Below are 15,277 nucleotides of genomic sequence, written 5' to 3'. Positions count from 1 at the left end.
GACAATGCCATTGACCCGGACCGTTGCTGTGGGCCGAAGGGCCGTTGTGTCAGAGGGCCATCCTGGAACTGAACGCATCAACCCACCTCCTTCACTGTGAAGCTCACGCCGGATCGGCGCATTCCGGGCTCATCTCGTACTGCATGGGAAACGGACTCGCTGAACCCCTCGACCACGACCAGCCCGCAGCCCTTGCCGGTGGTCCACTCAGCCAAGTCTGCGGTCCATGTTGCGGACGGCAGGGCCAAGGTCGCGAACCCCGTGGCCCGCACGTACGCGGTCGCGGCCCCAGTCGGGGCCTTCGCCACCGTGTGGTGCAAGCGCCTCGGGGTTCCGGTCAGTGCATACGTCGTGGATGAGGTGCCCAGCCCCGCGCCGGCCGCGTCAAAGAAACCCACCGTCACAGTGCCGCTCCCTGAACCGGACCCGTACACGGCCCCCGTAAACGGCAGGCCCGGGACCACAGGTATCCGGTCGTGCGCACCGTTGGTATACGCGAACGTCACCGCACCGCCGCCGCTGGCCAAGGACTGAACCGGGCGCGTGCCGTCTGCCAACGTCACAGCACCGCCGGCAATGGCGTCACCCGTCCACGTACCGGGATTGCCAGCGCCCGGCATGGACTGCGCGGGCTGGAGCAGGTTGGTGACCTGCGCCCACGCATCCACCCACACCCAAGGCGGCGGCCCATACAGGTGCTCGGCCAAGGCAGTGAGCCCCGCCATCTGCGCAGGAGTGGCAGAGCCAATGCTGGCCTGCCACTCCCGCTTGGCCGGATGCCCATATTGGGCCTTCACCTTGCCGCCCAGTGTCCGCCTATATGATGCGGGGCGCTGGCTGGAAATCTCCAGCGTGGACGGACAGCGGAACCCAACCAATGCGCCACGAGGGCCAATATATGTGGTCAAAAGACCCTCCTAACGAGACTTGAACTGCTGATTGGTTTCCTGCATTACGCCATGGAACTGACGCCCGTTGATGCTGACTACTGGTTGATAGCTGGCGATGGCCCCGGCAACCGCCGCAGCAATCGCGGTAGTGTCCACCTGATGGGATACCGCGGGCTGGGCAGCGTACCGCGCAACCTCGGCAGAGGGCGGCACCGACAGCATGGGGCTAAAAGCCCCCTCGGCGGCAAGGCCCATCCGGGCGAATGCCTCCTCAACCTTCGGAATGCTCGCCAAGCCACCGCCCACAACACCGTCTCCCGCGTCAATGCCCGCCTTGAACAGCGTGCGCGAAGGGGAGTGCATGTCCAGCGAGCGGCGGAATGCCCTCTCTCCGGACTTGCCCAGCTTGTAGAACGCAGACTCCACGCTCTTCGTCTTGGACTCAAGGCCACGCACGAGCCCGTCTGCCGCGTCCAGCCCGCCCTTGTACATGGACTTCGTGACCGACTCACCAGCCTGCCCGGACCAGTAATCCATGCGCTTGTACTGCTTGTTCAGTGCGCCCACATCGGACTTCGTGCCCTGCAATAGAGCGTCCGCAGCCGCACCGCCCTCCAGGGTGCCCAGTTCGCCAATCTCACGAATGATTGCCTCGGAATAACCCTTGGCCCGCAACCGATCCAGCTTCTTCGCAAATGCCCCGAAGCGGTTGGCCGCAGACTTCGCCGACCCGATCATTCCCTTGACGGTTGGCCCGCCAGCCTCGTGGTCAAGGCCTCCAATGAACGAGGACATCGAGAACTCGCCCCGAAGCCCTCCGGCAACAGAATCTCGCACGGAACGCAGCTCGTCCGCCTGCTCGGTTGCCGCCTTGAGAGCGGCCTCCAAACGTTCGGACTTGCCCGTGAGTGCCGTCAGCGCCTTCTCAAGCGCCTTCGCATCCCGCGCCAACCCGCGACGCTTCGACAGCGAGTAGTCCTTGTTCCGGGATCCCTCCAGCAGCTTGTCAACCTGACCCATGCCGGACCCGGACGTGAACGCGTCAGTGATGTTCCCCCGACGCAGATCCGTCCCAAGCTCACGACGCGAATCCGAAAGCCGGCCCTGGCGGGCTTTCTCTTCCTCGGCCGCCTTCTTGCGAGCATCCGCGGACTTCTTCGCCGCAGCTTCCGAAGCCTTGCCAGACTTCTTGACCGCAGCCAGCTCGGCCTTGGCTGCTTCCCACTGATCCTTCGCGGCCAGCTTCCGGAGTCGGTTCGCTTTGTCGCCGCTGATCCGGTCGTACGCACGCTTCGTGGACGACACCTTCTTCTCAGCTGCACCAACACGGCCACCGCCGGCGAGGCCGGCCAGCCCCTTGAGCTGGTCAACCCGCGGATCGTCACGGTTGATCGCATTCAGCAGGGCATCATGCTTGTCCGAGGACCGGCGGTTGATCACCCATTCCCGATCATCGACACGAACGTGGGGGATGCCGCGTTCGTTGACGCCCATGACCATGTCGGTGCCAAGCCCTGTTGCCGGGACACGGCCGCCGCCGGCGAGGCCAGGAGCCCGGCCGCCCATCGCCCGGGTGGGCCCGCCACGTCCGCCTGGGCCGGCAGCTGGTGGCCGGTCGCCGGAGTAGACGGACTTGATGTGGATCTGTGCGTAGCCATCCTTTACGTTGTTGATCGCCGACTGGACCCAAGAGAGCCCCGACTCGGTCACATGGACGTTAGCGGCCCCGTCCTTGACGTTGTTGATGCCACCTTGCACGACAGTGACCGTGCCGTCATCGCCGACCAGGATCTTCGCGTCTCCATCGGTGACGCCATTGATCTTGCCCTGCGTGGTGAGGACAGTTCCCTCGTCGGTCACTTCGATGCCGACTGTCTGGCCCTTGATGGCTGCGATCTGCTCTTTGGTGAGGTTCGCGGTGCCATCGTCAGTAACCAAGGCCTTGATTTTCAGGTCCTTGGGTATCTCCAGCAGCTGCCCAGTGATCCGCTCGGCGGCCGCTGTAGCCTGGTCGTCGACCCACGCAGCGATGGTTACATCCTTGGGGATGTCCAGCGTCTTGCGGACCAGCGCGTCGGCCTTATCGCCCATGATCCCGAAGCCCTCAGCGGACTTGATGCCCGCATCGTAGGTGGCTTGGTACTGGGCGACCACGTCCTTCTGTGACTTCGAGGTGTCGGCCGCGTACGTTTGGGCGATCGCGATGCCTTCCTGCAGCTTCCCTTGGAATAGCTGCAGGCCGGCGTAGCCAGAATCCGTGCTCTTGTTGAAATCGGTCTTTCCCTTGTTTAGGACCTTCCCGAGCTTCCCTTGCGAGTCGGTGATCTTCTTGATTTCACCGTCCATGTCGCGCAGGCCCTTGGCCCACTGGAATGCGGCGTCCTTCGACGACATCATTGCCAGTCCGGAGTTGAACAGGAAGTCCGTGAACTTGCCCAGGCTGGTCACGGATCCGTCCGCGGCGACACCGATCTCTTCGAGAGCTTTCGCCATGTCCTTGGACGGAACGAAAGCTCCCGCAGCGCCACTGGCAACCGCGTCAGCACCAGCACCGAGGGCTTCGAGCCCGCCGCCAGCGTTCGCTGCCTCAGCTGCGACACCGGCCAGCGCGTCAGCGTAGCCAGGGAACATGGCCTTGGCCTCTTCGACCGTGCGGCCCTGCTCGACGAACTTCGCTGCGATCCCATCAAACGCGGTCTTTGCACCTTCAATGTTGCCGGATCCGACAAGGTCCGCGAGGGACTGATCAATACGCCCGAAAGCGTCTTCGGTCATCGCGAGGGAGCCCTTGACCCCAATGGTTGAGGTGACAAGGTTTTCGCCCCAGTCGTTGAACTTCTGACCGGACGTCTTGTTGAACGTACGATCAATCGCCGACCCCAGACTGTAGATGTCGTCGGTGAGGCCTTCACCCCGCGTGTTCTTGAACAGAGCATCGAGTGCATCCGTAGCATCCGGCGCATTGTTGATGACCTTCGACAGCGCCAGGTCAACGCGGCCCATGCCTTCGTCGATCTTGGACATGTAGGATGCCTCAGCCAGCTTGGCAACTGCCACGGTGACGGCAGTGATGGCGACCGCAGCACCGGCGAACTTCGCGAACTTCCTCGCGATACCGGGGGCAGCGTTGCCGAACTTCTCCATCTTGCCGGTGAGCCCGGGGAACTCGAGGCCAAGGGCTTTGAGCCCGCCCATGGTGGACGTGAACGAGCCAACCATTTTCATGCCGACGCCAGCGACAAGCGCGCCGACACCAACGAATCCGGTCATGACAGTCAGGGCTCCGGCGATGGGCGCAGGGATCTTTGCGAATCCGGTAGCAATCCCAGCGACTGCCTCAGAGACGCCAGCGACCACAGGCAGCATGACACCACCGAACGTGATGGCAGAGTCCTGGATGCTCGAGAGTGCGGCCTTGATCTTCGACTCTGTCGTGCCGTACCGCTGGTCGGCTTCCTTCGCGAGGGCCAGGTTTTCGGCCCACGCTTCACTGCCAGTTTTCAGGGAGTCGCTGAGCAGGTCACCAGACGCGGCGAGGGCGAGCATGACCTGAGTTTCCTCGGTGCCCTTGATGCCCATGTCCTTGAGCGTCTTGGTGACGTTGCCGCCGGACTCGTTGACCTTGCCGATGCCCTTGGACACCAGATCGAGGGCCGCAACCGGGTCTTCCCGGAACTTTGCTGCGAACTCGTCAGCGGAGACACCCGCGGTTTCGGCGAAGCTTTCCAGCGATTCGCCGCCTTCGTCGACAGCGGAGCGCATCTTGAGCAGGACGCGAGTGGTGACGCCGCCGCCCTGCTCGGCCTTCACGTTCATCGACGCGAGCGTGCTGGACAACGCCAGCACATCGGACTCTGTTGCGCCAATGGTTGCGCCGGCACCAGCAATGCGGCTGGCCATGGACAAGATTTCAGCTTCGGTGGATGCGCCGTCATTTCCGAGGGCTACAAGTGCGGACCCGAATCGTTCGACGCCTTCGGTGCCTTCGCGCTTCATGGTGCCCATGACGTTGGAAATTTGGGCGATGTTCGTGGCCGCTTCCTCAGCGGTCAGGTTAGTGGTTTCGCCGAGGTCGACCATCGTCTTCGTGAAGCCGACAACGTCGCCCGTCTTGACGCCCAGCTGTCCCGCGGCCTCGGCTACGGCGGCAATCTCGGTGTGTGTGGACGGGAGTGTCCGCGCAAGATTTCGCAGGCCGCCTTCGACCTCGGCCAGCTGCTTTGGTGTGCCGTCGACAGTCTTCTTGACGCCGGTCCAGGCGGACTCCCAGTCGATCGCGGCCTTCGTGACCAGTGCGACGCCACCAGCTGCAGCAACACCGCCAGCGACAAGGCCGGTGGAGACTTGCCCCCATGCCTGCTCGTGCATTCCAGCGACGCGGCCAAGCTTGCCGATGCCGGAGCTGGCCTTCGTGCTGGCTGCCTCAGTTTCTTGGGCGGCCTTGCGGGCGGCGCCGGCGGCGACCATCATGTCACGCTTAAAGCTACCGATCTCGGCCTTGATGCGTACTGTCACGTCACGAGTTGCCAACGCGGGGCCTCCAATATTTAGTTTTCGTCACCCCGACATGGGATGCTTGCGGCATGACAAACACGACTGGGAACGTGCAGCACAAGCGCGGCCACAACACGATCATGACCGGACTCGCAATGCTCGTGATGGGCATTGCTGTTGCGCTGGCTGGCGGTTATGGGGATGCGCCTGGACTGCAGGGGTTCGCTATCCTTGTGGCCATCGCGGGGTTGGTCACGTTGCTTGTGGGTGTTGGCCGGCGCCGGGAGACTCCCACCAGCTAGTTCGCGTAGGTGTCTACCGGGTAGATCAGTTGGCCGGGGTACTTGGTTCGGTTCTTGTCCTCGGCCAGTGAGTCCCTAGCTGCGCAGCCGTGACAGATGGCGTCGTCGTGCCATTCGATGCGGCCGACGTTCTCGTCCCCGCGGACCATGGAATGTGGGAGTCCGCAGCCGTTGCACAGGCTGTTCAGGTACTTGGTGTAGGCGATCTGCATGATCCGGTCGCGGTCGTTGTACTTCCCGTCTTGCTCCCGCACGCCCAAGAGCACGGTCACGGGAATGGTGCACGCCCGCGCTGTCTCCACCAAGTCGATGAGGTGTTGCCAACGCGGGCGCGTGAGGGCTTCTACGATTTTGGGACGGTCACCAACGGGACATCATCGGAGGATGCGATGACGGCGTCAGCGATGAGGCCCATCTGCGCGTCACCGAGCTTGGCGAGCATCAGCTCAACCTGGCTCCGTTCCAGCCGTGCCCATTCGCCCTTGATGCGGGTCTTTGCGGCCATTGCGATCTTGCGAACGCGCAGCTCTCGGGAGATGACCGCATTGGTCTTCTCGTTGGCGCCGGTGCGCGCCAACGCGTTGATGTCGGCGGGAGCGGTGATTTCCATGAGCTTCGCCGTGGTCTTCGCTTCCCGACGCCCCTCCGCGGCGGCCGCCTCAATCTCCGTGGCGAGGTCCTTGCGGATCTGGTCCAAGAGGTCCTGCTCTTCGTTGTAGGTGATGGCAGAGACCCGGAACTCACGCTTGGACGCGTAGACCTGCGCCTCGAGCACCGCGATCTTGGCATCGAGTTCGGCGTTCGGGTTGGTTTCGCCGCCGAGGGCTTCGTCGCCTTCGGGTGGTGCTGCGTAGGGGATCCGCTGCTTTTCGAGTTCTTCGATGTCGGCGAGCAGGTCGAGGCGTCCGAAGAGGGTGACGTGGTGGGTGGTGCGTTCGCCGCCGGCCAGCCATTCGTCGAAGTCGAGTTCAGCGGTGGGGATGTTCTGGTTTTCAGCCATGGTCAGACTCCTGATGGTTTAGAGATTGTGGTCTTCGGGGGCGGACAGCAGCGGGACGGTGCGCGTGCACTTGAGGTAGGCCCAGTCGGACGTGGTCTTGTCGATCGCTTTGGTGCCGTCGTCATTGCGCTGCATCACGGTGAACGTGACTTCGTTCGCGTCGGTGTCGACCTCGGCCCACGACGTGATCGGGATGTCTTCCGGGGAGACGCCGTTGGCCAGCGCCCACGCCTGCAGGTTGTCGTTGCGCTCGGTGCCGAGCTCAGACTGGAAATGGATGGAACGCTTCATGGTCAGACTCCATTGCTTTGGGGGTCGTCAGACTCGGGGGTGGTGCCGTGGCGGGGCGGAGTCTGACGTACGCCCCGCCACGGGGTCTTGGAGGGAGTGGTTAGACTCCGGCGGCCACGATGGCGCGCTCGTCCACGTTGTCCTGCACGGAGAAGTTCATCTTGAACTTCTCGTAGCCGGCGTCGGCCGGGGACAGGATCTGCGGGGTGTTCGTCAGAACCTCGTAGACCTGCACCTCATCGGCGGCCGTGAACGGGTGCTCATGCGCCTTCGTGCCTTCGGGCTGCTGCCCGATGCGGGACACGATGTAGCCGTGGATGCCCTTCGAGGTGAAGGTCTCCCACGGGATGTCGTCGATGGCGTCCTTCCAGCGGAAGAAGTCCATGACGGCTTCGTAGTTGGTGCGGCCGGGGGTGGACGAGTTGCTTGACGCGCACAGGGCCGGGTCGCTGATCGCGTCGTCTCCGGTGGCGCCGAGGACGAAGTTTGCGGCGGTCACGTTGCAGGACAGCACGACGGCGCCAACGCCGGTCAGTTCGCTGGCCTTCGGGGCGCGGTAGTCGGCGAGGTCGGTAACGAACACGGCATGGCGGTTCGCGTCGGTGAGCATTTTCTGGCCCATGGTTATTTGCCTTCCTTCTTGGAAGCGACCTCACGCAGGTGCGGGAAGATCACGAGGTGTGTTTCGGGGACTGGGTTGTCGTACTTGCGTCCGGTGCGGACGTCTCGGACGAAGACCTTGCGGCGCGGGTCAAGGGTTTTGAGCTTGGCCATGTCGATGGACTGCGCTTCGGCCGCTGCGGGTTCGGTCACGGTGTCCACCGGCTTGGCGGGCTCGGTGACCTGTTTCGGGGTTGCCACGGTGGGCCTCCTAGTTGGTGATGAGCCGCCACGGGAGCGGCAGGTAAGCCCGGGCCGGAGTGACCTGGGTGTCGGTGAGGGGTCGTGTGACCCGGAATGCGTCAGCGTCGGGCATCAGGAATCCGCCGCCTATGGGCAGGTTGGTGAGTGCCGCGGTGACCTGCTGGGCAGCGAGGCGGCAGATGCGTGCGTCGGGGCCGACCACCGTGGTCTGCGGGGCCCAACCAAGGACGCTGGTGTCCACAAGTCCGGTTAGGTCGCGTTCGGCTGGCAGATCGGAGCCCAGCCCCGCAAAGAACGCGATGTAGGGGCGGATGTAGATGCCGCCTGCATCCGTTGGGACCTTCGTCGGGACGATGCCGTCATAGACGCGGGCGCCGATGTCCGGCAGGGACCGGAGCTTGGCCAGCAACAGGTCTGCAAGGTCGTTCGGGTCAACCACTAGAGCGCACCGCCAATGATTTGAGCCATCGCGTCAGAAAACGCTGGCGTGTGTTTGTCAGCGGCCGGGCCCATGAACGGCTGCGCGGCCATGCGACTCGTGCCCATCTCGAGGTAGATGGAGTATGAGGCGGTGGCGCGGACCTCAGCCTCGAGCGGGCCCACGTCCTGGCTGCCGATGCTGTTCTTCAAGTTGCCCGTATCGACCGGCGCCAAGACCTTGGCGGTGCCCTCGATATCCTTGGCGGTCTTGCGGACCACCTTCGACGCCAGCGGGATCGCCTTGGACGGGACCTTTTGCAGGTCCGCGGCCAGTTGGAACATCTGGGATGCATCAAATTCCATGGGCACCTCCGGGGCATGAGAAAAGCCCGACCAGTGGGCGGGCTTGGGTAGGGTGGTGCTTATGTCGAAAAATCAGCAGGACACGTCCCTGGGTAAAGGCGTCATCTTCTTCGCAGTCGTAACCGCACTGGCATTCGTCGGCGGTATCGCTGCACCGCTCTGGACGACCGTCGGGATTGTGCTTGCCGTGATCACAGGCCTGCTCGCGCTGCTTTGGTACATCAACTTCGCGAACCGCAAGAAGGTTTAGGGCTGCTGCTGGGTCTGGTTCTCGAGGGCTATAAAATCGTTCTCCCACAGCAGGCTGCCGGCCATGGATTGCTTGAGGTTGAACTGGCGGCCGGTGGTGGCCACGATGTCGCCACGTTCCCCGGTGTGCAGCTGGGGGAGCGGAACACCTTCGCGGTTCTCGAAGGGCAGTGCAATCAGGTACTGGCGTAGCTCGGTAGGCTGCTCCGCGGTCACCGGGGAGGTCTCACGTTTGAGTTCCTGCAGGCGGCACATGCCCGCCCACACGATGACTTCGTTGGTCCAGCCGTCGGGCAGCGGGTAGGGGGCGGGGCCTTCTTGGATGCGGCGGATGGTGCACATGGCCGTCATCGTTTGCACGGCGACCGGGCGGTGATGCTCGGCCCAGTTCGTCGGGATGACCATGGCGTTGGGGAGGGGACTCACCAGCGCGCCTCTTCGCCCTCGGCGCCGCGGGATCCGCAGGACGGGATGATTTCGAAGAACGAATCGTCCGCCGCTTCCGCCTGGTCAGCCTTGCCGCGCAGTGCTGCGGCCTGCTTGCGCAGTTCTGCGGCGACCGCCGGCCCGTCGGTGGAAAGGTCCTGCGTGCGGATCTTCTTCGACGTGAGCACTTCGCTGGTCGCGATCGCATCCAGCGCATCGGCCGCGGCCCGCCAGATCCCCGGACGGGTGATGCTGTCCGGATCCCACAGCGCGTAGCCGTGCAACCCGAGGTAGCCCTCGAGCACGTCATCAGCCATGAGAGGCGGCTCGGCGAGGTCCGCGATGAGCAACCGCACTTGGCCGGTGGGGGTGGTGTAGTCAGCCATGCGAACCTCCAAAAGAGTTGTGGGGTGGCGCGCACAGGCCGCGGCAGAGGGTGTCTGCAGCGGCCTGCGCATGCCGGGTGAGGCTAAGCGGCGCCGTTGGAAGCGTAAACGCCCGTGCCGAAGCCCTTGTCGATGTCGAAGAACGTCCGGCCGCGGTACCAGATCGTGTCATCGTTGAAGCTGCCGTCCTCGATGGAGACAGCACCCCCGCCGACGCGCTCGCCCTGGTCACGCTTCACGCGGATGTCGACCATGCCGTCGTGGCCCTCGAGCCCGGTTTCGATCAGGGACGGCAGGCTGGAATCCTTGCTCTGCACCAGAGCCCAAGCCTTGCCCTGGTTGGCGCCCAGTGCCTTGCCGATGCTGCGGGACGACAGCGGGGTCACGAGGCCCTTGAACGGGTTGTCCATTTCGGTCTCGGTCGTCTTCGAGCCGTTGACGACCTTGATGACGACCTTGGCCGCGTTCAGGACGCGAGTGACTTCGCTGGCGATGCCCGGTCCGTGCACCAGCACGAGGTTGGACGTGTCGACGAGGTCGCCGCGGTGGTCCTCGCGCTGGGCGAGGGCCTTGACGGCGGCATCCAGCGCGTCGGCGGAGAACGCCACGGCCTCGACGGTGCCGAACACGTCGGTGGACCATGCGCCGGCGGTGACCAGCTTGGTTGCCACGGCGGTGTTCTTCGCCTTGACTGCGCCGTTGCCCAGGAAGGCCGGGAAGTTCGCGAGGTCGGAGAACATGCGGCGCAGGCGCAGCTCGAACGTGAGTCCGTAGGACTTGCCCCACTTGGCGGTGCCGTGGGTGAGGTCGGTTTCGTTCAGGGATCCACCCTTGTACTCTTCGCCCTGGCCGACGCGCTCGAATTCGTCGCCGGACCAGAGGTCCACGAGCTTGCGGCGTTCGAAGTCCGGGGACGTGGCCTTGGCCAGGATTGGTTCGAACTCGTCGATTGCTGCCTTCTGGGCGGCGATGGCCTTCTTTTCGAAGGCGTCGCCCAGCAGGACGGGGAAGTCGGACGTGGAGAATGCTTCCACGACCTCGGCCTGTGCGAGCGGACCGCCGCGGCGGCCCTTGCCGAAGAACGATGCAGCTTCGTGCACGCGTTCCTGCGGGTCGGTGGCGGTGCGCCACCCCTGCTTGTCAAAAATGTCCATGGTGATGAGCTCCTATCAGGCGCCGGTGGTGGGGACGGTCTTGCCGAGCGGCGCGACCTCGAGGACGCCGGAGCCGGTGCCCTTGGAGTTGATGGCGAGACCGAACGGGGTGTTGCCGGTCGCGGTCATGGTGAGCGCACCTGCCGAGGTGATGTAGACGACCTGGCCTTCGGTTGCTGCGCCGGTGACGGTCAGGTCGTAGGACCCGTCCAGCCAGACGGTGACCTTCTGGCCGATGGCGGCACCGATGAGGGCGACGCCGGCGAATCCACCGATGAGGACCGGGTCGCCGGAGGCGATGGCCTTGGTGGCGGTCAGGGCAATGTGCTTGGCGTGGGTGTAGCGCTGGTTCTTTGCCATGTTGTGCCTCCTTAGAGTGCGTTGACGATGTCGTCGTCGGTGATGGTCTTGGATTCGACGATGGTGTCGCCGAGTCCGCGGGGGGTGCCGGCGCCGTGGGTGACCGCGATTTCTGCGGCGGCTTCGGTGGCGTCAGCACGGAGCTTGTCGGCGTCGAACGCTTCGGCGGCCAGTGCGGCGGTGATCAGCGCGGCGCGGGTGACCTTGGCTTCGGTGTCACCGAATGCTTCGGCGACGATGGCCTCGGCGGTGGCCTTGGTGGCCTTTGCCTCGGACTCGGCGACCTTGGCCTCGGCGGCTTCTGCGCGCTTGGTGGCTTCGGCCAGTTCGGTTGCGGCCGTGGTGGCCCGGCTGGCGGACTCGCGCAGGGTGGCGAGTTCCTTGTCATCAATGGTTGCCATGGTGGCTTCCTCCTGATTTGTGGTTGCCCCGGCCGGGACCGGCGGGGAGTTCTTGGTGACCGTGCGTAGCGCTTCGGTCGTGCTGGTGACGGGAACGTATGAAGTCGTGGAGCGGACTTCGATGCGGCCATCGCCGAGAGACACGGCGCCTTCGGCCAGCGTCCATGACTGCTCGTAGATCTTGAAGGATTCGTCGGACTCGACTTCAAACCAAACCTTGGCGTCGTCGTAGTCGCGGATCCACACCCATGTGCCTTCATCGCCGTGGGCGGCCTTGAGTGCTGCCAGGATGAGCTGGCGTGTCTCGTTGGCCGTAGCCTCGATTGCGTGGCGGGTTAGTGCGGACTCGAGCACTGCGCTGATGTGGCCACCGCGGCCTTCTGCCGTGACGTAGTCGACGCGGTTCAGGGTGCTTGGGAGTAGCTTCTCCACGATCATTCCCTTGCGGCCGTCGACCTCGCCTTCGGACATGATGGCGCTGGCCACGATGGAGTTGCCGATGGAGTCCTTCATGGCTGCTAGGTCGGCGCGCCAGCGGGGGAACACGTCGGACTCGGCGAGCAGGGCCCCTTTTTCGCCGGTCTTGGGGTGGACGTAGTCCGGATCCCAGCGGGCGTCTTCGGCCAGGGCTGCGGCCAGCGTGGTGATGGACCCGACTGGTTGTTCGAAGCGGGCCATTTCGCCGTCGTGGTCGATGTGCTGGCGGGTGCCCTTGGGGAACACGCGGTCGTTGGCTGCCTGCTCGAGGACTTCGGCGGAGTAGTAGCCCGAGGATCCCCACCCGGGGGTTATCAGGGCGATGAGCTGGCGGCTGCCGGATACCGCTGTGGTGGTCGCGGTGGCTGCTTCTTTGATCAAAGTCGACATCGCGACCTCCTATGCTTGTGGGATGGGGAAAGACGACAGGAACGACGCCATCGGCGTCCCCGGGGAATGCCCGGGACATTCGTGGAAGCTGCACGGCGTCTACCTGCGCATGAGCGGCGGGTCCATGTCCGTGGAATGTAAGTGGTGCGGAGCGATCCAGTACGAACCATCCCTAAGCGACGGGACGTAAGTCCTTCACGCGGGTGTTCGTCATGGAATCCCGCCACCCTGGCGTTTCGACTCGCTTGGTGAGGTCGGCCCATTGGATGTCGCCGTCCTGCAGCATCTTGAGCTTCGTCGGCCCCATGATCTGGCGTTGAGAATCCTCGGTGAGGTTGTCGAACCAGGCCTCAGCGTCGGGGATCGCGTCATCGGGCTCGTCGATATCGAAGCCAAGGTCACGCCATGACTTCGTTTTGTCGATGCGTGCGCATCGGCCTTGGTGGTGGTCGATGGGCCCGAACTCGTCCACGGGGTGGAAGCTGCCGTGGTTCGATAGGCAGGACGGGCACGTGCGGGCGTCTAGGGATGCAGACCAGACCCAGCCGGTGAGCAAGTCTTTGTTCTGCTGTGCGGCTGTTAGGGCGCCTTCTCGGTGCGCGTCCACCAATTCCGTCCGGGCGATTACTCCCGCCCGGGCAAGGCCGCCGTTGAACTGTCCTTCGGCGCCACGGACAATGCGGAGGGCCGTCGTGCGTGGGTTGTCACCAACGGCGATGGCCCGGACGAGTTCCCGCTTCATCATCCGCTCAACATCAGCGGGGATTGGCCGGGACGAGGCGTGGATCTGCTCTGTGGAGCGCAACACGATGGCGTCCAGCGCGGTCTTGGACATGGCATCGAAGTTGATGGCCGCGCCCGCGGCGCCCGGCGGTAGTTGCGACCGGGAGACAGCGAGGTGCGTGTCTGCGGCATCGAGCACAGCGGATGCCAGGTCGTTGGTGACGATGACCTCGGTTTGCGCGGCCAGCTGGTCCAGCGTGGTGCGGGCTTGCCGTAGTGCATCTTTGAGCCGCCTCGACTTTGCCACCTTGGCGTAGGGCACGCGGGTCTTGCCGTCCCCTATGACCTCGAGCAGTGCTTCGTGGAACTCAGGGCCGAGGGAGTCCCACGCGTCCACCCAAGCGCGGGTGATCGCGACGATCTGCTCGTCGGACATGGTGCGGAGTCGGCGTTTGGTGTCGGCGGCGATCAGCAGTGTTTCATCCGTGATCGCCACCGCGCACCTACTTTCCTACTGCAACACGTTGGTTGGGTCTTCGCCACGCCGGAATGCGTCCGCGGCAGCCTGCCCCGCGGTCACTGTCGGGTCGATGAAGTTGCCGTCATCGTCCTTCATCAGTTCCAGCTGCTCGTCCACGTCGCGGACCTTGAGTGCCCGCATGATCAGCTCGGCCTGCAACAGCGGCGGCATGTGGCCAGTCGCCGCCACGAGGGCTTCCATGATGACATCCAGGGGGATGTCTTCAAGGTCCGGGTACGTGATCGTCAGCGTCATGTCCGCGGGGTTTGGCATCCGCACCCGGAGGCGGTCGCCGTCGCGCTCCACAGTGCCCTTGAGCGGGCCGCGGGGGGCAATGACGGCTTGTTCGATGACGTAGCCGAGGATCTGCCGGCGCGCTTCCCGCCACACTTCTTGGCGGGACTGCATTTCCAGCCGTGTTGGCCGGTCCAATGTTTCGGCGACGGCGCGGGCCCCGGTCTGCCCGGGGTCGGACAGGATCATGGTCACCGGTAGGCCCATTGCGCTGGCGACCATGGCGGCCAGTGGCTTTGCGGACTCGCTGTCGAGGGTGGCGCCGGACTTCGGCACCGCCTCGAACTTGTTGTCCTCGCTGGCGTTGACCGTGGACCCGGCGGGGATGTTTTGCAGTTGGGCGAGCTGTTGGCGGCGCTTCTGCGCGTCCGACTTCTTCCCGCCCACGTTCTGCCACGCGATCCGCGACAGGGACTTCATGAGCAGGGCCCAGTCCTCAAGGAACTCCTTGAACCCGCGAGCCCACGGCAAAGCTGCGTAAGCGTCGCCGATGCCGAACTTCCACCCATTCAAGGCGTTGACCTTGATGTGGTAGATCGGGGCATCCCACATGACCTCGACGGACTCCGTGGAGCCACCCTGCTGGATCCGCTTCTGCCGGGCCAATGGCCGGTAGCTGATGTCCGGGTAGTAGGCCTTGCGTTGGGCCTCGCGGCCGTTCTGGTCGACTTCCACCCATGTGCGCAGGTAGAACCAGGTGGTGGTCTTGTCGCCGGGCTTCGTGATCTTGTCCTCGACCTCGTCGAAGTCGATCAGGCGGGGCTTCACCCGGCCGGTGAGTGGGTTGGTGAAGAGTGAGAAGAACACGTTGCCGTCGGTGGTGAGCGAGCCTTCGTTGCGCTCTGCGGCTTGAGCGCCGGAGAACACTTCGCGGACTTCGGGGTCGTCCAACCATTCTTGGATGAGCGCGTTGACGTCTTGTGAGCCTTCGGTGCCGTCGCCGGTGGCGGTGGTGCCGCACCCTTGACCGTGGACGTAGGCGGCGCGCAGGGCGCCGGCACGCTTGATCAGGGGGTTGCCGACGAGGAACACCCGCGCAAGCTCGGCCGAGGTCTTGAGGCCTTGCCGGGAGAACTCCTGCGCGGCGTCCTGGGTGATCTTCTGCCAGCCCACATCCTCCCGCGCCATGATCAGCGCGGAATAGGACTCGGTCAGTTCCTCGAGGCGATGCCCCAGGGTCTCCATGGTGCCGGTGGCGACTAGTTCCTTGCCCTCGGGCACGGCGGCCTCTCGGAGGCCCAGCACTTCTAGAATGCCCACGGGCACCTCCAAT

At 64.4% G+C, this 15,277-nt stretch carries 18 protein-coding genes; 2 read left to right on the top strand and 16 right to left on the bottom strand.

Annotation, left to right across the window (positions count from 1 at the left end):
* Window positions 1-77: 77 nt before the first annotated feature.
* Window positions 78-908, bottom strand: a complete 831-nt coding sequence (locus tag BLJ79_RS04335; RefSeq protein ID WP_071213460.1) for a hypothetical protein — start codon at window positions 906-908, stop codon at window positions 78-80.
* Window positions 909-917: 9 nt separating this feature from the next.
* Window positions 918-5,405, bottom strand: coding sequence for a phage tail tape measure protein (locus tag BLJ79_RS04330; RefSeq protein ID WP_139194715.1), 4,488 nt, complete (start codon window positions 5,403-5,405; stop codon window positions 918-920).
* Between the two features lie 68 nt (window positions 5,406-5,473).
* Here BLJ79_RS04330 and BLJ79_RS04325 point away from each other — a divergent pair, with 68 nt between their 5' ends.
* On the top strand, window positions 5,474-5,686 hold the full coding sequence (locus BLJ79_RS04325) for a hypothetical protein (protein ID WP_071213458.1): 213 nt from the start codon (window positions 5,474-5,476) through the stop codon (window positions 5,684-5,686).
* Here BLJ79_RS04325 and BLJ79_RS04320 read toward each other — a convergent pair.
* The 7 genes from BLJ79_RS04320 to BLJ79_RS04290 all read right to left on the bottom strand — a co-directional run bounded on the left by BLJ79_RS04320 (window position 5,683) and on the right by BLJ79_RS04290 (window position 8,624).
* Window positions 5,683-5,958 (bottom strand): hypothetical protein, encoded by a 276-nt coding sequence (locus BLJ79_RS04320; protein WP_071213457.1) that lies wholly within the window; start codon window positions 5,956-5,958, stop codon window positions 5,683-5,685. The two genes, BLJ79_RS04325 and BLJ79_RS04320, sit on opposite strands and share 4 nt — an antisense overlap.
* Window positions 5,959-6,029: 71 nt before the next feature.
* Window positions 6,030-6,686 (bottom strand): hypothetical protein, encoded by a 657-nt coding sequence (locus BLJ79_RS04315; RefSeq protein WP_071213456.1) that lies wholly within the window; start codon window positions 6,684-6,686, stop codon window positions 6,030-6,032.
* An 18-nt stretch (window positions 6,687-6,704) separates the two neighbouring features.
* Window positions 6,705-6,977 (bottom strand): hypothetical protein, encoded by a 273-nt coding sequence (locus BLJ79_RS04310; protein WP_071213455.1) that lies wholly within the window; start codon window positions 6,975-6,977, stop codon window positions 6,705-6,707.
* Between the two features lie 100 nt (window positions 6,978-7,077).
* Window positions 7,078-7,599, bottom strand: a complete 522-nt coding sequence (locus BLJ79_RS04305) for a phage tail tube protein (protein ID WP_007271542.1) — start codon at window positions 7,597-7,599, stop codon at window positions 7,078-7,080.
* A gap of 2 nt (window positions 7,600-7,601) precedes the next feature.
* On the bottom strand, window positions 7,602-7,838 hold the full coding sequence (locus BLJ79_RS04300) for a hypothetical protein (RefSeq protein WP_071213454.1): 237 nt from the start codon (window positions 7,836-7,838) through the stop codon (window positions 7,602-7,604).
* 10 nt (window positions 7,839-7,848) lie between these two features.
* On the bottom strand, window positions 7,849-8,280 hold the full coding sequence (locus BLJ79_RS04295) for a hypothetical protein (RefSeq protein ID WP_071213453.1): 432 nt from the start codon (window positions 8,278-8,280) through the stop codon (window positions 7,849-7,851).
* Window positions 8,280-8,624 (bottom strand): HK97-gp10 family putative phage morphogenesis protein, encoded by a 345-nt coding sequence (locus BLJ79_RS04290; protein ID WP_071213452.1) that lies wholly within the window; start codon window positions 8,622-8,624, stop codon window positions 8,280-8,282. Before BLJ79_RS04290 ends, BLJ79_RS04295 begins: the two co-directional genes overlap by 1 nt.
* A 61-nt stretch (window positions 8,625-8,685) precedes the next feature.
* On the opposite strand from BLJ79_RS04290, the gene BLJ79_RS04285 reads away from it, so the two are divergent.
* Entirely contained in the window at window positions 8,686-8,874 is a 189-nt protein-coding gene (locus tag BLJ79_RS04285) for a hypothetical protein (RefSeq protein WP_071213451.1), read from the top strand.
* Here the strand turns inward: BLJ79_RS04285 and BLJ79_RS04280 are convergent.
* The 7 genes from BLJ79_RS04280 to BLJ79_RS04250 form a co-directional block, all read right to left on the bottom strand.
* Window positions 8,871-9,299 (bottom strand): DUF6093 family protein, encoded by a 429-nt coding sequence (locus BLJ79_RS04280; RefSeq protein ID WP_139194714.1) that lies wholly within the window; start codon window positions 9,297-9,299, stop codon window positions 8,871-8,873. The two genes, BLJ79_RS04285 and BLJ79_RS04280, sit on opposite strands and share 4 nt — an antisense overlap.
* Window positions 9,296-9,685 (bottom strand): hypothetical protein, encoded by a 390-nt coding sequence (locus tag BLJ79_RS04275; RefSeq protein WP_071213449.1) that lies wholly within the window; start codon window positions 9,683-9,685, stop codon window positions 9,296-9,298. Before BLJ79_RS04275 ends, BLJ79_RS04280 begins: the two co-directional genes overlap by 4 nt.
* Window positions 9,686-9,768: 83 nt before the next feature.
* Complete coding sequence (locus BLJ79_RS04270) at window positions 9,769-10,839, bottom strand: phage major capsid protein (RefSeq protein ID WP_071213448.1); 1,071 nt, start codon at window positions 10,837-10,839, stop codon at window positions 9,769-9,771.
* A gap of 15 nt (window positions 10,840-10,854) precedes the next feature.
* Window positions 10,855-11,199, bottom strand: a complete 345-nt coding sequence (locus BLJ79_RS04265; protein WP_071213447.1) for a DUF2190 family protein — start codon at window positions 11,197-11,199, stop codon at window positions 10,855-10,857.
* Between the two features lie 11 nt (window positions 11,200-11,210).
* Window positions 11,211-12,467, bottom strand: coding sequence for a hypothetical protein (locus BLJ79_RS04260; RefSeq protein WP_071213446.1), 1,257 nt, complete (start codon window positions 12,465-12,467; stop codon window positions 11,211-11,213).
* 172 nt (window positions 12,468-12,639) lie between these two features.
* Entirely contained in the window at window positions 12,640-13,686 is a 1,047-nt protein-coding gene (locus BLJ79_RS04255) for a phage minor head protein (protein ID WP_071213445.1), read from the bottom strand.
* Window positions 13,687-13,701: 15 nt separating this feature from the next.
* A complete protein-coding gene (locus tag BLJ79_RS04250) occupies window positions 13,702-15,264 on the bottom strand; it encodes a hypothetical protein (protein WP_139194713.1) in 1,563 nt (520 codons plus the stop codon).
* Window positions 15,265-15,277: the final 13 nt, after the last annotated feature.

Origin of the sequence: Arthrobacter sp. UCD-GKA (genome assembly GCF_001863355.1) — a bacterium.
In the GTDB taxonomy this organism is placed as follows: Bacteria; Actinomycetota; Actinomycetes; order Actinomycetales; family Micrococcaceae; genus Paeniglutamicibacter.
Note: the sequence above shows the minus strand (reverse complement) of the source record. Positions and strands in the feature narration are given on the sequence as shown.

What these genes read in the sequence shown, in the direction of transcription:
- BLJ79_RS04310 (WP_071213455.1), bottom strand. Translation starts at nt 6,977, where the DNA reads ATGAAGCGTTCCATCCATTTCCAGTCTGAGCTCGGCACCGAGCGCAAC.
- BLJ79_RS04325 (WP_071213458.1), top strand. Translation starts at nt 5,474, where the DNA reads ATGACAAACACGACTGGGAACGTGCAGCACAAGCGCGGCCACAACACG.
- BLJ79_RS04290 (WP_071213452.1), bottom strand. Translation starts at nt 8,624, where the DNA reads ATGGAATTTGATGCATCCCAGATGTTCCAACTGGCCGCGGACCTGCAA.
- BLJ79_RS04270 (WP_071213448.1), bottom strand. Translation starts at nt 10,839, where the DNA reads ATGGACATTTTTGACAAGCAGGGGTGGCGCACCGCCACCGACCCGCAG.
- BLJ79_RS04265 (WP_071213447.1), bottom strand. Translation starts at nt 11,199, where the DNA reads ATGGCAAAGAACCAGCGCTACACCCACGCCAAGCACATTGCCCTGACC.
- BLJ79_RS04305 (WP_007271542.1), bottom strand. Translation starts at nt 7,599, where the DNA reads ATGGGCCAGAAAATGCTCACCGACGCGAACCGCCATGCCGTGTTCGTT.
- BLJ79_RS04260 (WP_071213446.1), bottom strand. Translation starts at nt 12,467, where the DNA reads ATGTCGACTTTGATCAAAGAAGCAGCCACCGCGACCACCACAGCGGTA.
- BLJ79_RS04275 (WP_071213449.1), bottom strand. Translation starts at nt 9,685, where the DNA reads ATGGCTGACTACACCACCCCCACCGGCCAAGTGCGGTTGCTCATCGCG.
- BLJ79_RS04315 (WP_071213456.1), bottom strand. Translation starts at nt 6,686, where the DNA reads ATGGCTGAAAACCAGAACATCCCCACCGCTGAACTCGACTTCGACGAA.
- BLJ79_RS04285 (WP_071213451.1), top strand. Translation starts at nt 8,686, where the DNA reads ATGTCGAAAAATCAGCAGGACACGTCCCTGGGTAAAGGCGTCATCTTC.